Annotated in this window: 35 protein-coding genes; 32 read left to right on the forward strand and 3 right to left on the reverse strand. The window is 56.9% G+C overall.

The genetic code is table 11. The annotated features are described in order from the left end of the window. The first annotated feature begins 5 nt into the window (after window positions 1-5). The 26 genes from rplB (at window position 6) to bfr (ending at window position 14,060) form a co-directional block, all read left to right on the forward strand. Window positions 6-830: a 50S ribosomal protein L2 gene (gene rplB, locus ASD70_RS09855; protein ID WP_003210080.1), complete on the forward strand. Its 825-nt coding sequence runs from the start codon at window positions 6-8 to the stop codon at window positions 828-830. A 16-nt stretch (window positions 831-846) separates the two neighbouring features. After that, on the forward strand, window positions 847-1,122 hold the full coding sequence (gene rpsS, locus ASD70_RS09860) for a 30S ribosomal protein S19 (RefSeq protein WP_002555486.1): 276 nt from the start codon (window positions 847-849) through the stop codon (window positions 1,120-1,122). A gap of 11 nt (window positions 1,123-1,133) precedes the next feature. Then, window positions 1,134-1,466: a 50S ribosomal protein L22 gene (gene rplV / locus ASD70_RS09865; RefSeq protein WP_003103908.1), complete on the forward strand. Its 333-nt coding sequence runs from the start codon at window positions 1,134-1,136 to the stop codon at window positions 1,464-1,466. Between the two features lie 13 nt (window positions 1,467-1,479). Beyond that, entirely contained in the window at window positions 1,480-2,166 is a 687-nt protein-coding gene (gene rpsC / locus ASD70_RS09870; protein WP_003176422.1) for a 30S ribosomal protein S3, read from the forward strand. 12 nt (window positions 2,167-2,178) lie between these two features. Next, entirely contained in the window at window positions 2,179-2,592 is a 414-nt protein-coding gene (gene rplP / locus ASD70_RS09875; protein ID WP_003176421.1) for a 50S ribosomal protein L16, read from the forward strand. Continuing rightward, window positions 2,592-2,783: a 50S ribosomal protein L29 gene (gene rpmC, locus ASD70_RS09880; RefSeq protein ID WP_002555481.1), complete on the forward strand. Its 192-nt coding sequence runs from the start codon at window positions 2,592-2,594 to the stop codon at window positions 2,781-2,783. The genes rplP and rpmC overlap by 1 nt, the downstream gene beginning before the upstream one ends. A gap of 2 nt (window positions 2,784-2,785) precedes the next feature. Continuing rightward, window positions 2,786-3,052, forward strand: a complete 267-nt coding sequence (gene rpsQ, locus ASD70_RS09885; RefSeq protein WP_003444370.1) for a 30S ribosomal protein S17 — start codon at window positions 2,786-2,788, stop codon at window positions 3,050-3,052. Window positions 3,053-3,075: 23 nt separating this feature from the next. Beyond that, window positions 3,076-3,444 carry a 50S ribosomal protein L14 gene (gene rplN, locus ASD70_RS09890; RefSeq protein WP_002555479.1) on the forward strand — a complete coding sequence of 123 codons (369 nt, stop codon included), beginning with the start codon at window positions 3,076-3,078 and terminating at the stop codon, window positions 3,442-3,444. An 11-nt stretch (window positions 3,445-3,455) separates the two neighbouring features. Then, entirely contained in the window at window positions 3,456-3,770 is a 315-nt protein-coding gene (gene rplX, locus ASD70_RS09895) for a 50S ribosomal protein L24 (protein ID WP_007896770.1), read from the forward strand. Window positions 3,771-3,792: 22 nt separating this feature from the next. Then, window positions 3,793-4,332 (forward strand): 50S ribosomal protein L5, encoded by a 540-nt coding sequence (gene rplE / locus ASD70_RS09900; protein ID WP_003194642.1) that lies wholly within the window; start codon window positions 3,793-3,795, stop codon window positions 4,330-4,332. A 13-nt stretch (window positions 4,333-4,345) separates the two neighbouring features. Beyond that, window positions 4,346-4,651, forward strand: a complete 306-nt coding sequence (gene rpsN / locus ASD70_RS09905) for a 30S ribosomal protein S14 (RefSeq protein WP_003176414.1) — start codon at window positions 4,346-4,348, stop codon at window positions 4,649-4,651. Between the two features lie 208 nt (window positions 4,652-4,859). Continuing rightward, window positions 4,860-5,252: a 30S ribosomal protein S8 gene (gene rpsH / locus ASD70_RS09910; protein WP_003176413.1), complete on the forward strand. Its 393-nt coding sequence runs from the start codon at window positions 4,860-4,862 to the stop codon at window positions 5,250-5,252. A gap of 12 nt (window positions 5,253-5,264) precedes the next feature. Then, window positions 5,265-5,798 (forward strand): 50S ribosomal protein L6, encoded by a 534-nt coding sequence (rplF, locus tag ASD70_RS09915; protein ID WP_003194640.1) that lies wholly within the window; start codon window positions 5,265-5,267, stop codon window positions 5,796-5,798. Window positions 5,799-5,808: 10 nt separating this feature from the next. Beyond that, window positions 5,809-6,159 (forward strand): 50S ribosomal protein L18, encoded by a 351-nt coding sequence (rplR, locus tag ASD70_RS09920; RefSeq protein ID WP_003186037.1) that lies wholly within the window; start codon window positions 5,809-5,811, stop codon window positions 6,157-6,159. A gap of 3 nt (window positions 6,160-6,162) precedes the next feature. Beyond that, the gene (gene rpsE, locus ASD70_RS09925) at window positions 6,163-6,663 is read left to right on the forward strand and encodes a 30S ribosomal protein S5 (RefSeq protein ID WP_003176409.1); all 501 of its coding nucleotides are present in this window, start codon (window positions 6,163-6,165) and stop codon (window positions 6,661-6,663) included. Between the two features lie 2 nt (window positions 6,664-6,665). After that, window positions 6,666-6,842, forward strand: coding sequence for a 50S ribosomal protein L30 (gene rpmD / locus ASD70_RS09930; RefSeq protein WP_003176408.1), 177 nt, complete (start codon window positions 6,666-6,668; stop codon window positions 6,840-6,842). Between the two features lie 3 nt (window positions 6,843-6,845). Next, entirely contained in the window at window positions 6,846-7,283 is a 438-nt protein-coding gene (gene rplO, locus ASD70_RS09935; RefSeq protein WP_046069766.1) for a 50S ribosomal protein L15, read from the forward strand. After that, window positions 7,284-8,612 carry a preprotein translocase subunit SecY gene (gene secY / locus ASD70_RS09940; protein WP_003194637.1) on the forward strand — a complete coding sequence of 443 codons (1,329 nt, stop codon included), beginning with the start codon at window positions 7,284-7,286 and terminating at the stop codon, window positions 8,610-8,612. 27 nt (window positions 8,613-8,639) lie between these two features. Then, window positions 8,640-8,756 (forward strand): 50S ribosomal protein L36, encoded by a 117-nt coding sequence (gene rpmJ / locus ASD70_RS28280; RefSeq protein WP_002555468.1) that lies wholly within the window; start codon window positions 8,640-8,642, stop codon window positions 8,754-8,756. Window positions 8,757-8,885: 129 nt separating this feature from the next. Then, complete coding sequence (rpsM, locus tag ASD70_RS09945) at window positions 8,886-9,242, forward strand: 30S ribosomal protein S13 (RefSeq protein WP_003194635.1); 357 nt, start codon at window positions 8,886-8,888, stop codon at window positions 9,240-9,242. Between the two features lie 30 nt (window positions 9,243-9,272). Continuing rightward, a complete protein-coding gene (rpsK, locus tag ASD70_RS09950) occupies window positions 9,273-9,662 on the forward strand; it encodes a 30S ribosomal protein S11 (protein WP_002555466.1) in 390 nt (129 codons plus the stop codon). Between the two features lie 18 nt (window positions 9,663-9,680). Next, window positions 9,681-10,301, forward strand: a complete 621-nt coding sequence (gene rpsD, locus ASD70_RS09955) for a 30S ribosomal protein S4 (RefSeq protein WP_003176404.1) — start codon at window positions 9,681-9,683, stop codon at window positions 10,299-10,301. Window positions 10,302-10,323: 22 nt separating this feature from the next. After that, window positions 10,324-11,325 carry a DNA-directed RNA polymerase subunit alpha gene (locus ASD70_RS09960; protein WP_003176403.1) on the forward strand — a complete coding sequence of 334 codons (1,002 nt, stop codon included), beginning with the start codon at window positions 10,324-10,326 and terminating at the stop codon, window positions 11,323-11,325. Window positions 11,326-11,366: 41 nt separating this feature from the next. Beyond that, complete coding sequence (rplQ, locus tag ASD70_RS09965; protein ID WP_003176402.1) at window positions 11,367-11,753, forward strand: 50S ribosomal protein L17; 387 nt, start codon at window positions 11,367-11,369, stop codon at window positions 11,751-11,753. Window positions 11,754-11,991: 238 nt separating this feature from the next. Beyond that, the gene (locus ASD70_RS09970) at window positions 11,992-13,440 is read left to right on the forward strand and encodes a catalase (RefSeq protein ID WP_043050067.1); all 1,449 of its coding nucleotides are present in this window, start codon (window positions 11,992-11,994) and stop codon (window positions 13,438-13,440) included. Between the two features lie 155 nt (window positions 13,441-13,595). Beyond that, entirely contained in the window at window positions 13,596-14,060 is a 465-nt protein-coding gene (bfr, locus tag ASD70_RS09975) for a bacterioferritin (RefSeq protein WP_003176400.1), read from the forward strand. A 65-nt stretch (window positions 14,061-14,125) separates the two neighbouring features. On the opposite strand, the gene uvrA is transcribed toward bfr, so the two are convergent. Continuing rightward, window positions 14,126-16,960, reverse strand: coding sequence for an excinuclease ABC subunit UvrA (uvrA, locus tag ASD70_RS09980; protein WP_046069765.1), 2,835 nt, complete (start codon window positions 16,958-16,960; stop codon window positions 14,126-14,128). A 178-nt stretch (window positions 16,961-17,138) separates the two neighbouring features. Here uvrA and ASD70_RS09985 point away from each other — a divergent pair, with 178 nt between their 5' ends. Next, on the forward strand, window positions 17,139-18,533 hold the full coding sequence (locus tag ASD70_RS09985; RefSeq protein WP_056846331.1) for an MFS transporter: 1,395 nt from the start codon (window positions 17,139-17,141) through the stop codon (window positions 18,531-18,533). Between the two features lie 9 nt (window positions 18,534-18,542). Beyond that, a complete protein-coding gene (locus ASD70_RS09990; RefSeq protein ID WP_043050064.1) occupies window positions 18,543-19,058 on the forward strand; it encodes a single-stranded DNA-binding protein in 516 nt (171 codons plus the stop codon). A 73-nt stretch (window positions 19,059-19,131) separates the two neighbouring features. Here the strand turns inward: ASD70_RS09990 and ASD70_RS09995 are convergent, their stop codons facing one another. Next, window positions 19,132-19,956 (reverse strand): alpha/beta fold hydrolase, encoded by an 825-nt coding sequence (locus ASD70_RS09995; RefSeq protein WP_046069762.1) that lies wholly within the window; start codon window positions 19,954-19,956, stop codon window positions 19,132-19,134. A 277-nt stretch (window positions 19,957-20,233) separates the two neighbouring features. On the opposite strand from ASD70_RS09995, the gene tam reads away from it, so the two are divergent. Further along, on the forward strand, window positions 20,234-20,995 hold the full coding sequence (gene tam, locus ASD70_RS10000; protein ID WP_056846332.1) for a trans-aconitate 2-methyltransferase: 762 nt from the start codon (window positions 20,234-20,236) through the stop codon (window positions 20,993-20,995). Window positions 20,996-21,016: 21 nt separating this feature from the next. Here the strand turns inward: tam and ASD70_RS10005 are convergent, their stop codons facing one another. Continuing rightward, window positions 21,017-21,580, reverse strand: a complete 564-nt coding sequence (locus ASD70_RS10005; protein WP_056846333.1) for a cysteine hydrolase family protein — start codon at window positions 21,578-21,580, stop codon at window positions 21,017-21,019. A gap of 96 nt (window positions 21,581-21,676) precedes the next feature. Here ASD70_RS10005 and ASD70_RS10010 point away from each other — a divergent pair, with 96 nt between their 5' ends. From ASD70_RS10010 to ASD70_RS10020, 3 genes are all read left to right on the forward strand, one after another. Then, window positions 21,677-22,648 carry a GlxA family transcriptional regulator gene (locus tag ASD70_RS10010; RefSeq protein ID WP_056846334.1) on the forward strand — a complete coding sequence of 324 codons (972 nt, stop codon included), beginning with the start codon at window positions 21,677-21,679 and terminating at the stop codon, window positions 22,646-22,648. A gap of 173 nt (window positions 22,649-22,821) precedes the next feature. Then, window positions 22,822-23,931, forward strand: a complete 1,110-nt coding sequence (locus ASD70_RS10015) for a DUF3182 family protein (RefSeq protein WP_056846335.1) — start codon at window positions 22,822-22,824, stop codon at window positions 23,929-23,931. Beyond that, the gene (locus ASD70_RS10020) at window positions 23,921-24,676 is read left to right on the forward strand and encodes an alpha/beta hydrolase family protein (RefSeq protein ID WP_046069757.1); all 756 of its coding nucleotides are present in this window, start codon (window positions 23,921-23,923) and stop codon (window positions 24,674-24,676) included. Before ASD70_RS10015 ends, ASD70_RS10020 begins: the two co-directional genes overlap by 11 nt. The last annotated feature ends 1 nt before the right edge of the window (window position 24,677 follow it).

Below are 24,677 nucleotides of genomic sequence, written 5' to 3' on the forward strand. Positions count from 1 at the left end.
GCATCATGGCAATCGTTAAATGCAAACCGACTTCCCCTGGCCGCCGTTTTGTGGTCAAGGTGGTCAACCAGGAGCTGCATAAAGGCGCTCCTCACGCACCGCTGCTCGAGAAGAAATCGAAGACTGGTGGTCGTAACAACAATGGTCGTATTACCACTCGTCACATCGGTGGTGGCCATAAGCAGCATTATCGTCTGGTCGACTTCCGTCGCAACGACAAAGATGGCATCGCTGCCACTGTCGAGCGTATCGAATACGATCCAAACCGTACTGCTCACATCGCTCTGCTGCTGTACGCAGATGGCGAGCGTCGCTACATCATCGCCCCTAAAGGCGTGAGTGCTGGCGACCAGCTGATCGCAGGTGCCCTGGCACCGATCAAGCCGGGCAACGCTCTGCAACTGCGTAACATTCCAGTTGGTAGCACCGTACACGGCATCGAATTGAAGCCAGGTAAAGGCGCACAGATCGCTCGTTCCGCTGGTGCTTCGGCTCAGCTGATCGCTCGTGAAGGTGTCTACGTGACCCTGCGTCTGCGTTCTGGTGAGATGCGTAAAGTGCTGGCTGAATGCCGTGCGACCCTGGGTGAAGTCTCGAACTCCGAGCACAGCCTGCGTTCGCTGGGTAAAGCTGGTGCCAAACGCTGGCGTGGCGTTCGCCCAACCGTTCGTGGTGTTGCCATGAACCCGGTTGACCACCCACACGGTGGTGGTGAAGGTCGTACCTCTGGTGGTCGTCATCCGGTATCGCCATGGGGCTTCCCGACTAAGGGCGCGAAGACTCGTGGTAATAAGCGTACCGACAAAATGATCGTCCGTCGTCGCAAGTAAATAGAGGGATACGACAGTGCCACGTTCTCTGAAAAAAGGTCCTTTTATTGATCTTCACCTACTGAAGAAGATCGAAGTGGCGGCGGAAAAGAACGATCGCAAACCAGTTAAAACCTGGTCGCGTCGTTCGATGATCCTGCCACAAATGGTCGGTCTGACCATCGCAGTACACAACGGTCGCCAACACGTCCCAGTTCTCGTTAACGAAGACATGGTCGGCCACAAACTAGGCGAGTTTGCCGGTACCCGCACTTATCGTGGGCACGTGGCAGACAAGAAAGCCAAGCGTTAAGGGGTAAGGAAATGGAAGTAGCCGCTAAGTTGTCGGGCGCTCGAATCTCCGCCCAGAAAGCCCGCTTGGTCGCCGACCAGATCCGCGGGAAGAAGGTGGGCGAAGCGCTCAACCTGTTGGCTTTCAGCAGTAAGAAAGCCGCCGAGATCATGAAGAAAGTGCTGGAGTCGGCCGTAGCCAACGCCGAGCATAACGAAGGCGCAGACGTTGATGACCTTAAAGTCAGCACCGTTTTCGTCAACGAAGGGCGTTCGCTGAAGCGCATCATGCCACGTGCCAAAGGCCGTGCTGATCGCATCGTCAAGCGGTCTTGCCATATCACTGTCAAGGTTGCTGACAAGTAACGGAGTCGAAGAGATGGGTCAGAAAGTACATCCCATTGGCATTCGCCTGGGAATCGTCAAGGAGCACACCTCCGTCTGGTACGCAGACGGTCGGACTTATGCGGACTATTTGTTCGCTGATCTGAAGGTGCGTGAGTATCTCCAAGACAAACTAAAAAGCGCGTCCGTAAGCCGTATCGATATCCATCGTCCGGCACAAACTGCACGTATCACCATCCACACCGCTCGTCCAGGTATCGTTATCGGGAAGAAGGGTGAAGATGTTGAGAAACTGCGTCAGGACCTGACCAAGCAAATGGGTGTGCCTGTGCACATCAATATCGAAGAGATCCGTAAGCCGGAGCTCGACGGTATGCTGGTTGCGCAGAGCGTAGCTCAGCAGCTGGAACGTCGCGTAATGTTCCGTCGCGCTATGAAGCGCGCCGTACAGAACGCCATGCGTATTGGTGCCAAAGGCATCAAAATCCAAGTGAGCGGTCGTCTCGGCGGTGCTGAAATCGCACGTACTGAATGGTATCGCGAAGGTCGTGTGCCACTGCACACCCTGCGTGCCGACATCGACTATGCCAACTACGAAGCTCACACCACTTATGGTGTGATCGGTGTAAAGGTTTGGATCTTCAAAGGCGAAGTAATTGGTGGTCGCCAAGAAGAACTGAAACCACAAGCACCAGCGCCTCGTAAAAAAGCTGCTAAGTAAGGGGTACGCCAAATGTTGCAACCTAAGCGTACGAAGTTCCGCAAGCAGATGACAGGCCACAACCGTGGTCTGGCTCAGCGCGGTAGCAAAGTCAGCTTCGGCGAGTTCGCGCTGAAGTCTGTAGCTCGTGGTCGTCTCACCGCTCGTCAGATCGAGTCAGCGCGTCGTGCTCTGACCCGTCACGTAAAACGTGGCGGCAAGATCTGGATCCGTGTATTCCCGGACAAGCCGATCTCCAAAAAACCTCTCGAGGTTCGGATGGGTAAAGGTAAGGGTAACGTGGAATACTGGGTAGCCCAGATTCAACCAGGCAAAGTCCTGTATGAAATCGAGGGCGTTTCTGAAGAGCTGGCGCGTGAGGCTTTCGCCCTGGCTGCTGCAAAGCTGCCGCTCGCCACCTCCTTTGTTAAACGGACGGTGATGTGATGAAAGCGAATGAACTTCGTGAAAAATCCGCACAGCAGCTGAACGAGCAACTGCTCGGCCTGCTGCGCGACCAGTTCAATCTGCGCATGCAGAAAGCAACTGGCCAGTTGGGGCAGTCTCATCTGCTCTCGCAAGTTAAGCGTGACATCGCTCGCGTGAAGACTGTGCTCAACCAGCAGGCAGGTAAGTGATCATGGCTGAAGCCGAAAAGACTGTCCGTACGCTGACTGGCCGTGTTGTCAGCGACAAGATGGACAAAACCATCACCGTTTTGATCGAGCGTCGCGTTAAGCACCCGATCTACGGTAAATATGTTAAGCGTTCGACTAAGCTGCACGCGCACGACGAAACCAATCAGTGCCACATCGGCGACAAAGTCACTATTCGTGAAACTCGTCCGCTGGCCAAGACCAAGTCTTGGGCACTGGTTGATATTCTCGAACGCGCTGTGGAAGTCTAAGGACTAGGGGTCGGAGAAATTATATGATTCAGACTCAATCCATGCTCGATGTGGCCGATAACAGCGGCGCTCGCCGTGTTATGTGCATCAAGGTGCTGGGTGGCTCCCATCGTCGTTACGCTGGTATCGGTGACATCATCAAAGTTACCGTGAAGGAAGCAATTCCTCGCGGTAAGGTGAAAAAAGGCCAAGTGATGACTGCTGTCGTAGTCCGCACTCGTCACGGCGTACGTCGTGCAGATGGCTCCATTATCCGCTTTGATGGCAACGCTGCTGTTCTTCTGAACAACAAGCAAGAGCCTATCGGCACCCGTATCTTTGGGCCAGTGACCCGTGAACTTCGTACTGAGAAGTTCATGAAGATCGTCTCGCTCGCCCCAGAAGTGCTGTAAGGAGATCCGACATGCAAAAGATTCGTCGTGACGACGAGATCATCGTGATCGCCGGCAAAGACAAAGGTAAGCGCGGTAAGGTGCTGAAGGTTCTCGCTGATGACCGTCTGGTCGTTGGTGGTCTTAACCTGGTCAAGCGTCATACCAAGCCTAACCCGATGTCGGGCGTACAGGGCGGTATCGTCGAGAAAGAAGCGCCATTGCACGCTTCTAACGTCGCCATCTTCAACGGCGAAACCAACAAGGCTGACCGCGTTGGTTTCAAAGTAGAAGACGGTAAGAAAATTCGTGTCTTCAAGTCGACCCAAAAAGCGGTTGATGCTTGAACACTGCTAGGTAGATAAGACCATGGCACGACTACAAGAGATTTACCGGAAGGAAATCGCCCCCAAGCTTAAGGAAGAACTTAAGCTCGGGAACGTGATGGAAGTTCCGCGCGTCACCAAAATCACCCTGAACATGGGTTTGGGCGAAGCGATCGGCGACAAAAAAGTCATCGAGCACGCTGTTGCTGACCTGGAAAAGATCACCGGTCAAAAAGTCGTTGTGACTTACGCTCGGAAATCCATCGCTGGCTTTAAAGTCCGTGAAGGTTGGCCGATCGGCGTCAAAGTGACTCTGCGCCGTGAGCGTATGTACGAATTCCTGGATCGTCTGCTGTCGATCTCCCTGCCTCGGGTCCGCGACTTCCGCGGCCTGAATGCCAAGTCCTTCGATGGTCGTGGTAACTACAGCATGGGCGTGAAAGAGCAGATCATCTTCCCGGAAATCGACTACGACAAGATCGATGCTCTCCGCGGTCTGGATATCACCCTGACCACCACTGCCAAGAACGATGATGAAGGTCGCGCCCTGTTGCGTGCTTTCAAATTCCCGTTCCGCAACTGATTGGAGTAGGACCATGGCCAAGATGAGCATGAAAAACCGCGAGCTGAAGCGTCAGCTCACGGTTGCCAAGTACGCCAAGAAGCGTGCAGCACTGAAAGCAATCATCGTTGATCTGAACGCAAGTCCAGAAGCGCGTTGGGAAGCTACAGTTGCTCTGCAGAAGCAGCCACGTGACGCAAGCGCTTCGCGCATGCGTAACCGCTGCCGCCTGACCGGTCGTCCACACGGCGTTTACCGCAAGTTCGGCCTCGGCCGTAACAAACTGCGTGAAGCGGCAATGCGTGGTGACGTACCAGGTCTGGTTAAAGCCAGCTGGTAAGTACGTTCGAAGTCCAGGCGGTTCGGATCGCAAGATACTGACCGCCGGTGACCTTGAATCTGGAACAAGCCCCTTTTGGGGCTTGTTTCATTTCCGGAGTGTGTCTAGAATACCCGGCTCGCCTGAGCCCGTGTTTTCTATGCTCGGAGATTCTCGGCGACATATGTAGCCGCAAGGCTAATTTTTTTGTATTAGGAGCGTCTAGCCCATGAGTATGCAGGACCCGTTAGCGGACATGCTAACTCGTATCCGTAATGCCCAGATGGCTGAAAAGTCCGTCGTAAGCATGCCATCTTCCAAGTTGAAGGTAGCTGTTGCCAAAGTCCTGAAAGACGAAGGCTACATTGCGGGTTATCAGATCAGCAGCGAAATCAAACCACTGCTGTCCATCGAGCTGAAGTACTTCGAAGGCCGTTCGGTCATCGAGGAAGTGAAGCGCGTTAGCCGTCCAGGCCTGCGTCAGTACAAGTCCGCTGAAGATCTGCCGAAAGTTCGTGGCGGTCTGGGCGTGTCTATCGTCTCCACCAACAAAGGTGTGATGACGGATCGTGCTGCGCGCGCTGCCGGTGTCGGCGGCGAAGTTCTTTGCACTGTGTTCTAAGGGGGGATAAGCATGTCACGCGTCGCTAAGAACCCCGTTAAGCTGCCAGCCGGTGTCGAAGTCAAATTCGCAGGCCAACAGCTTTCGGTGAAGGGTGCCAAGGGTACTCTTGAACTGAACATCCATTCGTCCGTTGAGATCGTTGAAGAAGCTGGTGAGCTGCGTTTCGCTGCTCGCAATGGCGATCAACAAACTCGCGCAATGGCCGGTACCACGCGTGCGTTGGTAAACAACATGGTCCAAGGCGTAAGCCAAGGCTTCGAGCGTAAGCTCCAGCTGGTCGGTGTTGGTTACAAAGCGCAAGCAAAAGGCACGGTTCTGAACCTTGCCCTTGGCTTCTCGCACCCTGTGGATTACGAACTGCCAGCGGGCATCACTGCTGAGACCCCTAGCCAGACCGATATCCTGATCAAGGGCATCGACAAGCAGCTGGTAGGTCAAGTGGCCGCTGAGATCCGCGACTTCCGTCCACCAGAGCCGTACAAAGGCAAAGGTGTGCGCTACGCGGACGAAGTCGTCCGTCGTAAAGAAGCCAAGAAGAAGTAGGGCATAGCAAATGACCGACAAAAAAGTTACTCGACTGCGTCGCGCTCGCAAAGCACGCCTGAAAATGCACGAACTCGAAGTCGTGCGTCTCTGCGTGTTCCGCTCGTCGCAGCACATCTACGCCCAGGTCATCTCGGCCGACGGCAACAAAGTCCTGGCAAGCGCCTCGACTTTGGATAAAGAACTGCGTGATGGTGCCACTGGCAACATCGACGCGGCCACAAAGGTTGGCCAGCTGGTCGCTACGCGTGCTAAGGCCGCTGGCGTCTCGCAAGTGGCTTTCGACCGCTCTGGCTTCAAGTACCACGGTCGCGTGAAAGCGCTGGCTGATGCTGCTCGTGAAGCTGGGCTGGAGTTCTAAGTTATGTCAAATAACGACCAAAAGCGCGACGAAGGCTACATTGAGAAGCTGGTTCAAGTTAACCGCGTAGCCAAAACCGTTAAAGGCGGCCGTATCTTCACTTTCACCGCGTTGACCGTGGTAGGTGATGGTAAAGGGCGTGTTGGCTTCGGCCGTGGCAAGTCACGTGAAGTGCCTGCTGCGATCCAGAAGGCAATGGAAGCTGCTCGTCGCAACATGATCCAAGTTGATCTGAACGGCACCACTCTGCAGTACGCAATGAAGTCCGCCCATGGCGCTTCGAAGGTGTACATGCAGCCTGCTTCTGAAGGTACCGGTATCATCGCTGGCGGCGCTATGCGTGCTGTCCTCGAAGTTGCTGGCGTTCAGAACGTTCTGGCCAAGTGCTACGGCTCGACTAACCCGGTAAACGTGGTTCACGCCACTTTCAAGGGTTTGAAAGCTATGCAATCTCCTGAGTCCATCGCTGCCAAGCGTGGCCTGACTGTCAAGGAGATCTTCTGATCATGGCTACCGTTAAAGTAACGCTGATCAAAAGCATGACCGGCCGCATCCCTAACCACAAACTGTGCGTTAAAGGTTTGGGTCTGCGTCGCATCGGTCACACTGTAGAAGTCCAGGATACTCCCGAGAATCGCGGGATGATCAACAAGGCTTACTACATGCTGCGTGTAGAGGGTTAATCGATGAAACTCAATGATCTGAGTCCAGCGCCGGGTTCCCGTCGCGAAAAGCATCGTCCGGGCCGTGGTATCGGTAGCGGTTTGGGTAAGACTGGTGGCCGTGGCCACAAAGGTCAAACCTCCCGCTCCGGTGGCACCATCGCTCCAGGCTTTGAAGGCGGTCAACAGCCGCTGCATCGTCGCCTGCCTAAGTTCGGTTTCGTATCCCTGAAAGCCATGGACCGCGCAGAAGTGCGTCTGTCCGAGCTGTCTAAAGTGGAAGGCGACATCGTTACTGTGCAGACCCTGAAAGATGCCAACGTGATCAACGTCAACGTACAGCGTGTGAAAATCATGCTGTCCGGTGAAGTGACTCGCGCTGTCACTATCGGCAAGGGAATCGGCGCCACCAAAGGTGCGCGTTCGGCTATCGAAGCAGCTGGCGGCAAGTTCGAGGAATAAATGGCTAAGCAAGGTGCTCTCTCAGCGCTCGGCAAAGGCGGTATGTCTGAACTTTGGGCTCGTCTGCGTTTTCTGTTCCTGGCGATTATCGTCTACCGAATAGGCGCACACATCCCGGTTCCAGGTATCAACCCGGACCGACTCGCAGACCTGTTTCGACAGAATGAGGGGACCATTCTTAGCTTGTTCAACATGTTTTCCGGTGGCGCGCTGGAGCGGATGAGCATCTTTGCACTGGGGATCATGCCGTACATTTCGGCATCGATCATCATGCAACTGATGACAGCCGTCAGCCCGCAACTGGAGCAGTTGAAGAAGGAAGGTGAAGCTGGCCGTCGCAAGATTAGCCAGTACACCCGCTACGGCACTGTCGTCCTTGCCCTGGTTCAAGCTATCGGCATGTCCGTTGGCCTGGCAGGGCAGGGCGTTGCGTTCACTGGTGACTTTGGCTTCCATTTCGTCGCGGTATCCACATTTGTGGCTGGTGCGATGTTCATGATGTGGCTGGGTGAGCAGATTACTGAGCGTGGTGTTGGTAACGGTATCTCGATGTTGATTTTCGCAGGTATCGTCGCCGGTCTTCCGAGGGCAATCGGGCAGTCTTTCGAGTCTGCGCGTCAGGGTGATATCAATATCTTCGCCTTGGTTGCCATCGGTTTGCTGGCAGTAGCGATTATCGGTTTTGTGGTGTTCATTGAGCGTGGCCAGCGTCGTATTGCTGTTCACTACGCCAAGCGTCAGCAGGGCCGCAAGGTCTTTGCTGCGCAGACCAGCCACTTGCCGCTGAAAGTGAATATGGCCGGCGTTATTCCGGCAATTTTCGCGAGCAGCATCTTGCTGTTTCCGGCTTCGTTGGGTACCTGGTTTGGTCAGTCCGAAAATATGGGCTGGCTGCAGGACCTCTCTCAGTCGATCGCTCCTGGTCAGCCGTTGAATATTCTGCTGTTTAGTGCAGGGATTATTTTCTTCTGCTTCTTCTATACGGCGTTGATGTTCAATCCGAAAGACGTAGCGGAAAACCTGAAGAAGTCCGGTGCCTTTATTCCGGGCATCCGTCCAGGTGAGCAGTCGGCACGCTACATTGATGGCGTTCTGACTCGTTTGACCCTGTTCGGTGCTCTATATATGACGGCCGTGTGCTTGTTGCCCCAGTTCCTGGTGGTTGCAGCAAACGTTCCGTTCTACCTTGGCGGGACCTCGTTGCTGATCGTGGTCGTGGTTGTGATGGACTTCATGTCCCAAGTACAATCGCACCTCGTTTCGCACCAGTACGAATCCCTGATGAAGAAAGCCAACCTGAAGGGTTACGGCAGCGGCATGTTGCGCTGAGTACCCATAAGGTTCGAGGAGTTGGTGATGAAAGTTCGTGCATCGGTGAAAAAGCTGTGCCGTAACTGCAAGATTATTCGCCGCGAAGGTGTTGTTCGAGTAATTTGCAGCGCGGAACCGCGTCACAAACAGCGCCAAGGCTGAGTGTGATCCGCTTGAAGCCCGGCAGCTAGTGCGCTGCCGGGTTGATTATTTGTTATTACAGCGATATTATCTCGCGCCCTATTTCTTGGCTTCCGGGGCGTAGGTAGCTGTCAATTGGAGTCCCACTGAATGGCCCGTATTGCAGGCGTTAACATTCCAGATAACAAGCACACTGTTATCTCGCTGACCTACATCTATGGTGTTGGTCGCACTACTGCGCAGAAAATTTGCGCAGTTGCTGGGGTAAACCCAGCCGCTAAGATCAAGGATCTGAGCGACGAGCAGATTGAACAGCTGCGTGGCGAAGTGGCGAAGTTCACCACTGAAGGTGACCTGCGTCGCGAAATCAACATGAAAATCAAGCGTTTGATGGACCTCGGTTGCTATCGCGGTCTGCGTCATCGTCGTGGTCTTCCAGTACGCGGTCAGCGTACCAAGACTAACGCGCGTACCCGTAAAGGTCCGCGTAAGCCGATCCGCAAGTAATCGCCCCAGCGAATCGACAGGAAAATTATCATGGCAAAACCTGCTGCTCGTCCTCGTAAAAAAGTTAAAAAGACAGTGGTTGATGGCATCGCCCACATCCATGCATCTTTTAACAACACCATCGTGACCATCACCGACCGTCAAGGTAACGCGCTTTCTTGGGCTACCTCCGGTGGTTCGGGTTTCCGCGGTTCCCGCAAGTCCACCCCGTTTGCTGCTCAAGTAGCTGCTGAACGTGCTGGTCAAGCTGCGCTGGAATACGGCCTGAAAAACCTCGACGTTAACGTCAAAGGTCCAGGCCCAGGTCGTGAGTCTGCTGTCCGTGCTTTGAACGGCTGTGGCTATAAGATCGCCAGCATCACCGACGTGACGCCAATCCCGCACAACGGGTGCCGTCCGCCGAAGAAGCGCCGCGTGTAATCCAGGAGATTGTAAAGAATGGCTCGTTACATTGGTCCAAAATGCAAACTCGCTCGTCGCGAGGGCACCGATCTCTTCCTGAAGAGCGGCGTGCGCGCGATCGAATCGAAGTGCAACATTGAAGCAGCACCTGGTATCCACGGCCAACGCCGCGGTCGCCAGTCCGATTACGGCACCCAACTGCGTGAAAAGCAGAAGGTCCGTCGTATCTACGGCGTTCTCGAGCGTCAGTTCAGCGGCTACTACAAAGAAGCTGCTGGCAAGAAAGGTGCAACCGGTGAAAACCTGCTGCAACTGCTCGAATGCCGTCTGGACAACGTTGTATACCGTATGGGCTTTGGTTCGACTCGTGCCGAATCCCGTCAGCTGGTATCGCACAAGTCGATCAGCGTTAACGGTCAGACCGTAAACGTTCCGTCCTACCAGGTTCGTGCTGGTGACGTGGTCGCAGTTCGCGAGAAAGCTAAAAACCAACTTCGCATTGTCCAAGCTCTCGATCTGTGTGCCCAACGTGGCCGCGTAGAATGGGTAGAAGTAGACACTGAGAAGAAGTCGGGCGTTTTCAAGAACGTTCCTGCTCGCAGTGATCTGTCCGCCGACATCAACGAAAGCCTGATTGTCGAGCTCTACTCCAAGTAAGGGCTAGAAAATAGGTGCATCCATGCAGATTTCGGTAAATGAGTTCCTGACACCCCGCCACATTGATGTGCAGGTTGTCAGTCCAACCCGCGCCAAGATCACTCTCGAGCCTCTCGAGCGTGGTTTTGGCCACACCCTGGGCAACGCGCTGCGCCGCATCCTGTTGTCCTCAATGCCCGGCTGTGCAGTAGTCGAGGCCGAGATTGACGGTGTGCTCCACGAGTACAGCGCCATCGAAGGTGTACAGGAAGACGTAATTGAAATCCTGTTGAACCTTAAAGGTCTGGCTATCAAGCTGCACGGCCGTGACGAAGTTACGCTGACCTTGTCGAAGAAGGGTTCGGGGGTGGTTACCGCTGCCGATATTCAGCTGGATCATGATGTCGAGATCGTTAACCCCGATCACGTAATCGCTAACCTGGCGTCTAACGGCGCCCTGAACATGAAGCTCACTGTAGCTCGTGGTCGTGGTTATGAACCGGCCGACTCGCGTCAGAGCGATGAAGACGAAAGCCGCAGCATTGGTCGCTTGCAGCTTGACTCTTCGTTCAGCCCGGTTCGCCGTATCGCATACGTGGTGGAAAACGCCCGTGTCGAGCAGCGTACTAACCTGGACAAGCTGGTTATTGATCTGGAAACCAACGGTACCCTGGATCCTGAAGAGGCTATCCGCCGCGCTGCAACCATTCTGCAACAGCAGTTGGCTGCGTTCGTCGACCTCAAGGGTGACAGCGAGCCAGTGGTAATCGAGCAAGAAGACGAGATCGATCCGATCCTGCTTCGCCCGGTTGACGATCTGGAACTGACTGTACGTTCGGCTAACTGCCTTAAGGCGGAAAACATTTACTACATCGGCGACCTGATTCAGCGTACCGAAGTAGAACTGTTGAAGACTCCGAACCTGGGCAAGAAATCCTTGACTGAAATCAAGGACGTTCTGGCCTCCCGCGGTCTGTCCCTCGGCATGCGCCTCGACAACTGGCCGCCTGCAAGTCTTAAGAAGGACGACAAGGCGACTGCCTGATCGTCGTAATCACCGAACGTGAGTTTGGTAAGGAATGAACCATGCGTCATCGTAAAAGTGGTCGTCACCTGAGCCGTACCAGCTCGCACCGCAAGGCCATGTTCCAAAACATGGCGGTGTCGCTGTTCGAGCACGAGCTGATCAAAACTACACTGCCGAAAGCCAAAGAACTGCGTCGCGTTGCTGAGCCGCTGATCACTTTGGCCAAGACAGACAGCCTGGCTAACCGCCGTCTGGCTTTCGACCGTACTCGTTCGAAAGCTATCGTTGGTAAGCTCTTCAACGACCTGGGCAAGCGTTACGCTACCCGTGAGGGTGGCTACCTGCGCATCCTCAAGTGCGGTTTCCGCGCTGGCGACAACGCGCCTATGGCGTATGTCGAGTTGGTTGATCGTGCTACTGCTGGCGAAGCTGTATCCGCCGAGTAAGACGACAAGCTGTAACGAAGAACCGGGCCTTGTGCCCGGTTTTTTGTGCGCGCAAGGAAAGCTCAATAGATACAAGCTTTCACTCATCGGCGCTGGGTACTATGAATATTGGAAGGTTATTAGTTATTTTCTATTGATGCTTACGATTTAATGAATTTGTACACGTCATGTTGATGATCAATACTCCCTCCAAGCCGATTAGCCGGCAGTTCCAAGCCCGACCTGAGGAAGATTGCGCATGAGCCAGAATAAAGTCCTTACCACCGCCAGCGGCGCCCCCGTCGCAGACAACCAGAACTCGCGTTCCGCCGGCCCTCGCGGCCCGTTGCTGCTCGACGATTTTCACCTGATCGAGAAGCTCGCTCACTTCAACCGTGAAAACATCCCCGAGCGTCGTGTGCACGCCAAAGGTTCGGGTGCTTACGGTACGTTCACTGTGACAAAAGACATCACCCAGTACACCAGCGCCAAGCTGTTCGAATCGGTTGGCAAGCAAACGCCGACCTTCCTGCGGTTCTCCACTGTAGGTGGCGAGCGCGGTTCGGCTGACACCGAGCGAGATCCACGTGGCTTCGCCTTGAAGTTCTACACCGAAGAAGGCAACTGGGACATCGTGGGTAACAACACCCCGGTGTTCTTCATCCGCGACCCATTGAAATTCCCGGACTTTATCCACACCCAGAAACGTCTGCCGCAAAGCAACCTGAAAAGCGCGCAGATGATGTGGGACTTCTGGTCACACTCTCCTGAGGCGCTGCACCAGGTCACGATCCTGTTTTCGGACCGCGGTATTCCAGACGGCTATCGTCACATGCATGGCTTCGGTAGCCACACTTACAGCCTGATCAATGCCAAGGGCGAACGTCATTGGGTGAAATGGCACTACAAGACCAAGCAAGGTATCAAGAACCTGGCGCCAGCCGAGGCTGCCCGACTTGCAGGGACTGATCCTGACTATGCCCAGCGTGATCTATTTGGGGCGATTGAGCGCGGTGACTTTCCGAAATGGCGCGTCTGCATCCAGATCATGACTGAGGCCCAGGCGAATGCTCACTACGAGAACCCGTTTGACGTGACCAAGACCTGGTCGCAAAAAGAGTTCCCGTTGATTGAAGTGGGTGAGCTGGAGCTCAACCGCAATCCGCAGAACTACTTCGCTGAAGTGGAACAGGCTGCATTCGGCCCAAGCAACATGGTTCCAGGTGTTGGCCTGTCGCCGGACCGCATGCTGCAAGGTCGGGTTTTCGCTTACGCAGATGCCCACCGCTACCGTGTCGGCACCAACCACCAGCAATTGCCGGTGAATGCGCCACGCAACCCGGTGAACAGCTACCAGCGTGACGGTTCGATGGCCTTCGGCAGTAACGGTGGTGCGGCTCCCAACTACGAGCCAAACAGCTACGCCGATGCGCCGAAACAAGCCCCGCAATATGCAGAGCCTGCATTGGCCCTGAGCGGCGCCGCGGATCGTTACGATCATCGTGAAGACACCGACTACTACAGCCATGCGGGTGCGTTGTTCCGCCTGATGAACGATGAGCAAAAAGCCCTGCTTACCAGCAACATTGCCGGTGCGATGGCTGGGGTTTCCAGCGATGTGGTCCAGCGTCAATTGCAGCATTTCTATAAGGCCGACCCGGCTTATGGAGAAGCAATCGCAAAGGCACTGGGTGTATCGCTTAACTGACTCTAAACGATAAGCAGAACCGCCCTCATTTGGGCGGTTTTTGCGTTATTTCAGCTGCTTTTCTCCGGAAATCTTCACTTTTCTGCCGTTGATCCCGTGACCTTCAAGTCATCATGGTTCAAACTACAGCCTTTCAAGTAGGGAGATGTAGGGCGATGCAAGGTCACCCCGACGTAATCGATTACCTCAACACGTTGCTGACGGGCGAACTGGCAGCTCGTGATCAATATTTCATCCACTCGCGTATGTACGAAGACTGGGGCTTTACCGAGCTTTACGAACGTATCAACCATGAGATGGAAGAAGAGGCACAGCATGCTGATGCGCTGATGCGCCGCATCCTGATGCTTGAAGGCACGCCACGCATGCGTCCCGATGATCTGGATGTGGGCACAACGGTACCTGACATGCTCGCTGCCGACCTGCGCCTTGAGTACAAGGTCCGTGCGGCCCTGTGCAAGGGCATCGAGCTGTGTGAGCAGCACAACGACTATGTCACCCGGGAAATACTGCGTGTCCAGTTGAATGACACCGAAGAAGACCACACCTACTGGCTGGAAAAGCAGTTGGGCCTCATCAAGTTGATTGGCCTGGAGAATTATCTGCAATCGCAGTTCTAACTTCCGGCTACAAAAAAGCCCCTGTCACCGCAACGTGACAGGGGCTTTTTATTGGGGCCTGAAAATCAGGCCCGGTCGCGCGCCAACAACGGCTTCAAGTAATAACCCGTGTGTGACTGCGACATCTCGGAGACTTGCTCCGGTGTGCCCACGGCGATGATCTGGCCACCCTTGGAGCCACCTTCCGGCCCCAGGTCCACCAACCAGTCAGCGGTCTTGATTACATCGAGGTTGTGCTCAATCACCACCACGGTATTGCCGTGGTCGCGAAGGCGGTGCAGTACGTCCAGCAATTGCTGGATATCCGCGAAGTGCAGTCCGGTGGTCGGCTCATCGAGAATATACAGGGTCTTGCCGGTATCTCGCTTGGACAGCTCGCGAGACAACTTGACCCGCTGCGCCTCGCCACCGGACAACGTAGTCGCCGATTGCCCGAGCTTGATATACGACAGGCCCACGTCCATCAACGTCTGCAGCTTGCGCGCCAACGCCGGCACCGCGTCAAAGAACACCCGGGCTTCCTCGATAGTCATCTCCAGGGTTTCGTGGATGCTTTTGCCCTTGTATTTGATTTCCAGGGTTTCGCGGTTGTAGCGCTTGCTCTTGCACACATCGCACGGCACGTAGATGTCCGGCAGGAAGTGCATCTCCACCTTGATCAGGCCGTCGCCCTGGCATGCTTCACAGCGCCCGCCCTTGACGTTGAACGAGAACCGGCCAGGCCCATACCCCCGCGAACGGGATTCTGGAACGCCAGCAAACAGCTCGCGAATCGGCGTAAACAACCCGGTGTAGGTCGCAGGGTTGGAACGCGGTGTGCGGCCGATCGGGCTCTGGTCAATATCGACCACCTTGTCCAGGTGTTCCAGGCCCTTGATGCTGTCATGGGCTGCCGCTTCCAGGGTGGTCGCGCCGTTCAGGGCGGTGGCACTCAATGGGAACAACGTGTTGTTGATCAGCGTCGATTTGCCCGAGCCGGAAACACCGGTCACGCAGGTCAACAGGCCCAGCGGAATCTCCAGGTCGACATTGCGCAGGTTGTTCCCGCGCGCGCCTTTGAGATGTAGCGCCATTTTCTTGTTACGCGGAGTACGCTTGGCAGGTACTTCGATCTTCACCCGGCCAGACAAATACTTGCCGGTCAATGAATCGGGGTGGGCCATTACTTCGGCAGGCGTACCCTCGGCAACGATATGTCCACCATGCACGCCAGCACCTGGGCCGATATCGACCACATAATCTGCCAGGCGGATAGCGTCTTCATCGTGCTCGACCACAATCACGGTGTTGCCGATATCCCGCAAGTGTTTCAACGTACCCAGCAGGCGATCGTTATCCCGTTGGTGCAAGCCAATCGAAGGCTCGTCGAGGATATACAGCACGCCTACCAGGCCCGCACCAATCTGGCTGGCCAAGCGGATCCGCTGTGCTTCACCACCCGACAAGGTATCGGCGCTGCGATCCAGCGACAGGTAGTCCAGGCCGACGTTGACCAGGAACTGCAACCGCTCGCGAATCTCCTTGAGGATTTTGTCGGCAATCTCCCCGCGACGCCCGGTGAGCTTAAGCACACCAAAGTATTCGCATGCATCGCCAATCGGCAGGTTGGTCACCGCCGGCAGGGTTTTCTCGCCTACCCACACATGTCGTGCTTCACGGCGCAGGCGCGTGCCACGGCAATCCGGGCAAGGCTGGGTGCTGAGGAATTTGGCCAGCTCTTCACGCACGCTCGCCGATTCGGTTTCGCGGTAGCGGCGCTCCAGATTCGGCACGATGCCTTCAAACGGGTGCGAGCGCTTGACGATATCGCCGCGGTCGTTCAGGTACTTGAAGTCGACATTCTGCGAGCCGCTGCCATTGAGGATGACCTTCTGCTGGTCTGTCGGCAGTTGGTTGAACGGCACTTCCAGGCTGAACTTGTAGTGGGAAGCCAACGACCCCAGCATCTGGAAGTAGTAGACGTTACGCCTGTCCCAGCCACGTATCGCGCCTTCGGCCAAGGTCAGGTCGCCATTGACCAGGCGCTTGATATCGAAAAACTGCTTCACGCCCAGGCCATCGCACGTCGGGCAGGCGCCGGCCGGGTTATTGAAGGAAAACAGCTTGGGTTCCAGCTCGCTGATGGCGTGGCCACAGATCGGGCAGGCGAAGCGTGCGGAGAAGATGATCTCTTCGCCCGGCTCGTCATCCATGGGGGCTACCAAGGCAATGCCATCGGCCAGCTTCAGCGCGGTCTCGAAGGATTCCGCCAAACGCTGCTGCAAGTCGGCGCGCACCTTGAAGCGGTCGACCACCACATCGATCGAATGCTTTTTCTGCTTGTCGAGCTTCGGCGCTTCATCCAGCTCATAAAGCTTGCCGTTGATGCGTGCGCGTACGAAGCCTTGGGCCCGCAGCTCTTCGAAGACCGAAAGGTGTTCGCCTTTGCGCTCGCGGATAACGGGCGCCAGCAGCATCAGCTTGGCGCCTTCCGGCTGGGCCAGCACCAGGTCGACCATCTGGCTGACGGTCTGGGCTTCCAGAGGAATGTCGTGGTCCGGGCAACGCGGAATACCAACCCGCGCGTACAGCAGGCGCAGGTAATCGTAGATCTCGGTAATGGTGCCCACGGTGGAACGTGGGTTGTGGGAGGTCGACTTCTGCTCAATGGAGATCGCCGGCGACAAGCCTTCGATGGTGTCGACGTCGGGTTTTTCCATCATCGACAGGAACTGCCGGGCATAGGCCGACAGCGATTCCACATAACGACGCTGACCTTCGGCATACAGCGTGTCGAACGCCAGGGACGACTTGCCGGAGCCGGACAAACCGGTGATGACGATCAGTTTGTCCCGGGGCAGGGTCAGGTCGATGTTCTTCAGGTTGTGGGTTCTAGCCCCACGAATCAGGATCTTGTCCAAGATGGCCTCGCACGGCGGGCGTAAATAATGCCGGAGTATACGGCTAAAGACTGGATGAATATACACTGTCAAAAGGCCGCTTGCAGCCTTACATGAAAGCTGCGCGGCAAAGCGCCGCATATACCCTCTCAATCGATGGGACTGGTAGAATCGCCGCCGGTTCACACGAGGTTTTTCCATGCACGATCCCCATAGCGAACGCATGAGTAGCGGCGAGACCCGAGCGGCAAGCGGTCTGGCCCTGGTGTTCGCCTTCCGTATGCTGGGCATGTTTATGGTGTTGCCGGTGCTGGCGACCTATGGAATGGATCTCGCAGGCGCAACCCCCGCTTTGATTGGCCTGGCGATTGGCGCCTATGGCCTGACCCAGGCGATTTTCCAGATTCCATTCGGGATCATTTCCGACCGCATTGGCCGTCGCCCGGTGATTTATCTCGGGCTGATCGTGTTCGCCTTGGGCAGCGTGCTCGCAGCCCAGTCCGATTCGATCTGGGGCGTGATCGCCGGGCGCATCCTGCAGGGTGCGGGCGCGATTTCCGCTGCGGTCATGGCCTTGCTGTCGGACCTGACCCGTGAACAGCACCGCACCAAGGCCATGGCCATGATCGGCATGACCATCGGCCTGTCGTTTGCCGTGGCCATGGTGGTCGGCCCTTTGCTGACCCGTGCGTTTGGCTTGCACGGGTTGTTCCTGGCCACCGGTGGCATGGCATTGTTCGGTATCGTGATAGTGGCCTTTATGGTGCCGCGCTCTACTGGCACGCTGGCCCATCGTGAATCCGGTGTCGCCCGCCAGGCGTTGCTGCCCACGCTCAAACACCCAGACCTGCTGCGCCTGGATTTGGGTATCTTTGTGTTGCACGCCATGTTGATGTGCAGCTTCGTCGCCTTGCCCCTGGCCCTGGTGCAAAAAGCCGGCCTGCCCAAGGAGCAGCATTGGTGGGTGTACCTTACCGCGCTGCTGATTTCGTTCTTCGCCATGATCCCGTTCATCATCTACGGCGAGAAAAAACGCAAAATGAAACGAGTTCTGCTCGGCGCCGTCGCGACGCTGATGCTCACTGAGCTATTCTTCTGGCAGTTCGGCGACAGCCTGCGGGCGCTGGTCACCGGCACGGTGGTATTTTTCACCGCGTTCAACCTGCTGGAGGCTTCATTGCCTTCGCTGATCAGTAAAGTTTCACCGGCCGGCGGCAAGGGCACGGCGATGGGGGTGTATTCCACCAGCCAGTTCCTGGGTTCCGCACTGGGCGGCATCATGGGTGGCTGGATGTTCCAGCATGGCGGTTTGTCGGTTGTTTTCCTGGGATGCGCCGGGCTGGCTGCACTTTGGCTGGCCTTTGCTGTTACCATGCGCGAACCTCCCTATGTGACGAGTCTGCGCTTGCCGTTATCGCCCGACGCGATGCGCGAAGCAGGCCTGGCCGAGCGCCTGAAGACCGTCACCGGGGTTACCGATGCCGTGGTTGTCGCTGAAGAAGCCGCCATCTACATCAAACTAGACACCGAATTATTGGATCGCGCGACGCTCGAGCAACTGGTCAACCCAGTGCCGACAGCGCGCCCAGCTTAGGAGAACGTTATGGCCCGTGGGGTTAACAAAGTCATATTGGTCGGTACGTGCGGCCAGGATCCCGAAGTTCGCTACTTGCCTAACGGTAACGCCGTGACCAACCTGAGTCTGGCGACCAGCGAGCAGTGGACCGACAAGCAGACCGGCCAGAAAGTCGAGAAGACCGAATGGCACCGCGTGTCGATGTTCGGCAAGGTTGCGGAGATCGCCGGTGAGTACCTGCGCAAAGGTTCGCAGGTATACATCGAAGGCAAGCTGCAAACCCGCGAGTGGGAAAAAGACGGTATCAAGCGCTACACCACCGAAATCGTGGTCGACATGCAAGGCACCATGCAACTGCTGGGCGGCCGTCCACAGGGCGACCAACAGGGCCAGGGCGGCATGTCCAACTCGGCACCGCGTCCACAGCAGTCGCGTCCGCAGCCAGCACAGCAGCCACAGCGTGAGTCGCGCCCAGCGCCACAACAGGCTGCGCCGCAACCGGCCCAGGATTTCGACAGTTTTGATGACGATATTCCGTTCTAGGCCACATCGAAGCGACTCGCTGCAAAAGAACGCGCTGCCTAAGGCCGCGCGTTTTTTTGTGTACTGCTGCCGACTACAATTGCGCAAAGCGCAACATATCTTGATTGGCTCGCTCCTTGTGCGTGTCGGTCAACCCATGAGGGGCGCCTGTGTATACCAGCAGTTGGGCGTGTGGGATCAAGCGCTTGCTCTCCAGGGCCGAAGCTTGGATCGGTACAATTTGATCGTCGCCTCCATGGATGATCAGCGTGGGGATGTTGAAGTACTTCAGATCATCCCTGAAGTCGGTTTCCGAAAAAGCCTCGATACTGTCAAACGTATTTTTGTGCCCTCCCATTACGCCTTGCATCCAGAACGAATTGATCAAGCCTGGCGAGGGCTCGACCCCTGTTCGGTTGAATCCAAAGAATGGTCCGCTTGCGAGGTCAAGATAGAGCTGCGAACGGTTGGCAATGGAGTCGGCGCGCAGGCCGTCGAAAACATCTATCGGCGTCCCCTGCGGATTACTGGGGGTTTTTAACATCAGGGGCGTCACGGCGCAGATCAACCCTGCCTTGGCCACGCGTGCAGTGCCGTGCCGTGCGATATAGCGTGCCACTTCCCCGCCCCCGGTGGAGAAACCGAAGAGAATCACGGCGGTCAGATCCAAGTGCTCGATCAGTTGCGCCAAGTCATCTGCGTAGTGATCCATGTCATTGCCGGCCCACGGTTGACTTGATCGGCCATGCCCGCGGCGGTCATGCGCAATGGCACGAAAACCATGGTTGGCGAAGTGCAGCATTTGAGACTCCCAACTGTCGCTGTTCAGCGGCCAGCCGTGGCAAAACACAACGGGCTGACCACTACCCCAGTCCTTGTAGTAAAGATCGTTACCTTCGCGAGTTTTCAAATAGGCCATGGCTCAGCTCCATTGACGTGTGAATGATTTTTGGCTGATGGAGGCCAGAAAAATCGTCCGTGGACACTACGCTGGCGTTAAGTTGATGACCCTAAGAAGACTCAACCTGTTCGGGTCGATAGTAATTCTAGTCTGTACAGGCGAGGCGTGTGCCGACAGCGCCGAGTTTTCCGCTCACGGACAGGCTTTTAACAGGGGCGGCGATCAATTCGGCTATTTGTTCTCATGGCTCACAAGTTTTAGGCTGTCGTTCATCTCTAGAACAAGGAAAATTGCGATGACCTGGTCTGCCAAGCAATACACGCTGTTCGAACAGCAACGCACTCGCCCCGTCCGTGATCTGGTCGCGGCCATTCCCACTGCTGACGTGCGCACAGCCGTTGACTTGGGGTGCGGCCCGGGCAACTCCACTGAAGTGCTGGCCAAACGCTTCCCCGAGGCGCAGGTGATCGGCATGGACAGCTCCGATGACATGTTGGCTGACGCCCGCAAGCGCCTGCCGGCGCTGAACTTCGAGCTGGCAGATATCGGTGCCTGGAGTCCGGCACAGAGTTTCGATGTGATCCTGGCCAATGCCTCGCTGCAATGGCTGCCCGACCACGCCACGCTCTACCCGCACTTGATCAACCAACTGAACCCAAGCGGTACGCTGGCGGTGCAAACACCGGATAACCTTGACGAGCCTGCTCACCGGCTGGCCCGCGAAGTCGCGGCCGACGGCCCATGGTCCGCGAAGATCGGCGCGGTCAAACACAATGAGCGGCACACCGCCAGCTACTACTACGAACTGCTGAGTAAGCATTGCAGTGCCGTAGATGTGTGGCGCACCACTTATCAGCATCCGCTGGCGGATCACGCGGCGGTAGTGGAGTGGTTCAAGGCGTCGGCATTGCGGCCCTTTCTCGAGCCGTTGAGCAGTGATGAAAAAACCGCTTTCCTGCAGGCGTACAAGGCGCGAATCACCCAGGCCTATCCGGCCCTGTCCGATGGCACTGTGTTGCTGCCGTTCCCGCGGCTGTTCATCATTGCTACACGCTAGAGCCATCGATCCGAGTGGCGGTCACGCGGCCGCCGCTTGCGCCTTCAAGAATTCATCCGTTGACACCACGCCCGCATAGCCGAAGGCCAGGGCTGCCATGTATGCGCCTTGTACTTGAGCCGCTGGGATGACCTGCCCGTTGAACTCCTGATCGCGAGTGGCACACGCGTCATGGATCACCGTGACTTTGTAGCCCAGGTCCGCCGCCGCCCGCACCACGGCATCCACGCACATATGGCTCATGCTGCCGACTACTACCACATCGGTGATGCTGCGCTGTTCCAACAAGGTACGTAGGTTGGTTTGGCGAAACGCATTCACAAAGTGCTTGAGCACGACCGGTTCATCGCCCTCGTTCAACACTTTGGCATGCAAGTGCGCGCCTTCGGAGCCCGGTGTAAAGAACGGTGCGTCGTCGCCTTCGAATTCATGCCGCACATGAATCACTGTATCGCCGGCCTGGCGAAACGCCTGTAGCACTTGCGCCGCCTTGTCTGCCGCGGCTTCCACGCCGTCGAGGGGCCACTTGCCTTGTGGGAAGTAGTCGTTCTGGATATCGATTAGGATGAGCGCCTGCTTGGCCATGTGTATCGCCTCGTGATGGTTTGATGGGCCTAGTATCTTAGCTGGCGATCAGACCGAGGATTGGCTGCACCGACAATAACAGGGGGAAAACTGACAATGACCGTGGAACGCGGGACCGTCGAGCTGGGGGTGTTGATCTACCAGGGCGCGCAACTGGCGGCGGTGCATGGCCTGACGGACCTGTTCGGGGTGGCTAATCGCATCGCCGCCGAGCATCGAACCGGGCAACTTCCGCTGTTGCGGGTCAGCCACTGGCAGGTGGATGCCCACGGCACGCCTGCGCGCGTGTTCGACAGCCACCCAGGTCCGGACCAAGCGATGATGGCCGTACTGGTGCCCCCGTCGATTGCTGAGTTCACCGAAGATCAGGCGCCGCCCGCGCTGCTGGAGTGGATCCGCCAGCAGCATGCCGCCGGTACGGTGCTTGGCGGCGTGTGCATCGGCTCGATCATGCTGGCGCGCAGCGGGCTTTTGGACGGGCGCAGCGCCACCACCCACTGGTCATCCGCGAAAACCTTCGCGGCCCGTTACCCGGCGGTGCGCCTGGAAGCGGATAAACCCATTGTCGATGACGGCGACCTGATCACCACCGCTGGGCTGATGGCCTGGTCCGAGCTGGGTCTGCGCCTGGTCGACCGGCTGATGGGCCCGAGCATCGCGGCCGACACGGCGCGGTTTCTGGTGATCGAACACCGCGACAGCGCCAGCCAGTGCGGCAGCAACTTTGCGCCGATTCTCAGGCATGGCGACAGCGCAATCCTCAAGGTCCAGCATTGGTTGCAAGCCAGTGGCGCGGTGGATGTCGGCGTGGCGGCGATGGCACGGGAGGCGAACCTTGAAGAGCGCACGTTCCTGCGACGGTTTCGCACTGCGACCGGGTTGAAACCCACCGAATACTGCCAGCACCTGCGGGTAGGCAAGGCGCGACAGATGCTGGAGTTCACCAACGGCACGATCGACCACATCGCCTGGACCGTGGGCTATCAGGATCCCAGCGCCTTTCGTGCGATCTTCAAGAAGATTACCGGCCTGGCCCCCAGCGATTACCGCAACCGGTTTGGTGTTTGAATCGTGCAGAACGCCGTGTGGTGTAACGCAGGTCGTGCAGAATAAGACAGGCTAACGGCCATCACTTTCCCCGCAACTTATTGATTTAAAGACTATCCCTGCCAGCCGTGCGTTGGCCTGATCCATGCAGCCTTTGTGCTACACATAAGAGCGGGATAACCAAGGGGGAACGCATGACCCCAACGAATCGCAAGAAACTGGTGGTCGCATACTCCACGCGAGAGGGTGCGCCGCAGCATGAAGTTGAAACCAACCTCGCCTTGGCCCGCTGGCTGGCGCAGATCCTCGGGCTCAAATTCGGTGGCAGTTACGACCCCGATTTGCACGCTGGGCGTGAACTGTATCTTTTGCCCACACAAACGCTGGTTGGGCCCGCCCAAGCACGTGAGCTCAATATCAAGGGGCCAGAAGACTTGTGGGGCGGTTATGTCGACCATGATTTCATCTGCACCAAAGCCATCAGCCATGGCCTGCTGGGCCCTGAGGCAAAAGCGCCTGAAGGGTGGTCGCCGTTATTCTGCGAGCGAGTGCGCGACGTCGTGTTGGATGGCTTGACTGTGTTCAGCCTCAACGACGCCAGGCCCGCCGCCACTCGTCTGCTCTACAGCGGTCCGATTCGCCTCAAGCCCGTGCATGCCTGCGCAGGACGTGGCCAGGAAGTTATCCACAGCCTCGATGAGTTCGACGCGGTCTTGGCACGTCCAGAAGCGAGCAAGATGTTCAGTGAGGGCGTGGTGCTGGAACAGGATCTGCACGAGGTGGTCACCCACAGTGTGGGTCAGAGCTTTATCGGCGCTCACGTATTCAGCTACTGCGGCGAGCAGTACCTGGCCCAGGACGGGCAGGGCGAAAAGGTTTACGGCGGCTCCAATCTCTTGGTCGTGCGCGGTTACTACGAAGACCTGCTCAAGCTGGACTTGCCAGAGGATGTGCGTGAAGCCATCGAGCAGGCTCGGGTGTTCGACAACGCTGCCGACGAAGCCTACCCGGGCTTCTACGCCTCGCGGCGCAACTACGATATAGCCCAGGGTCTGGACAGCGACAACCAACGGCGCAGTGGTGTGCTCGAGCAATCCTGGCGCATGGGCGGCGCAAGCAGCGCAGAGGTCGCGGCGCTGCAGAGCTTTATCAACAACCCGGGTCTCAGGGCCATTCGTGTGTCCTCGGTGGAAACCTACGTGGAGCAAGCGCTGCCGGCGGATGCCATCGAGGTCTACCGAGGCCCGGCCGAAAACAGCGAATTTCTTCTCAAATACGTGACGGTCAAACCTTATGACGGCTAGAAGCGAGAGCATCACCATCGATATAGACGACGAACAGATGAGCGGGACATTCCTCAGTCCCAAATCCAAAGTGCCTGGCGTGTTGTTTGTACACGGTTGGGGCGGCAGCCAGGAGCGCGACCTCGAGCGAGCCAAAGGCATTGCCGGCCTTGGCTGCGTTTGCCTGACTTTCGACCTGCGCGGCCATGCTGGCAACGGCATACCCTTGTCCCGCGTCACCCGTGAAGACAACTTGCGCGACCTGCTGGCCGCCTACGACCGCCTGCTGTCTCACCCGGCTATCGACACCTCGGCGGTGGCGGTGGTTGGCACCAGCTATGGCGGCTACCTGGCGGCCATCCTCACCTCGTTACGCCCAGTACGTTGGCTGGCGCTGCGGGTGCCCGCACTGTACCGCGACCAGGAATGGCTCAAGCCCAAGCGCGACCTGGATAAAGCCGACTTGATGGATTACCGGGGCACCCTCGTGCATGCCGAGACCAACCGTGCCCTGCATGCCTGTGCACAATTTACTGGCGATGTGCTGATCGTCGAATCGGAAACCGATGACCATGTGCCCCATGCCACCATCATGAGTTATCGCGCGGCGTGCCAGCAGACCCATTCCCTGACCCACCGCATCATCGATGGTGCCGACCATTCCCTGAGCGACCCGGTGTCGCAACAGGCGTACACCTCGATCCTGGTGGACTGGATTACCGAGATGGTGGTGGGCGAGCGGTTAAGCATCATTCAATCCCGCTGAC

The organism is Pseudomonas sp. Root569, assembly GCF_001427465.1.
GTDB lineage: Bacteria > Pseudomonadota > Gammaproteobacteria > Pseudomonadales > Pseudomonadaceae > Aquipseudomonas > Aquipseudomonas synxantha.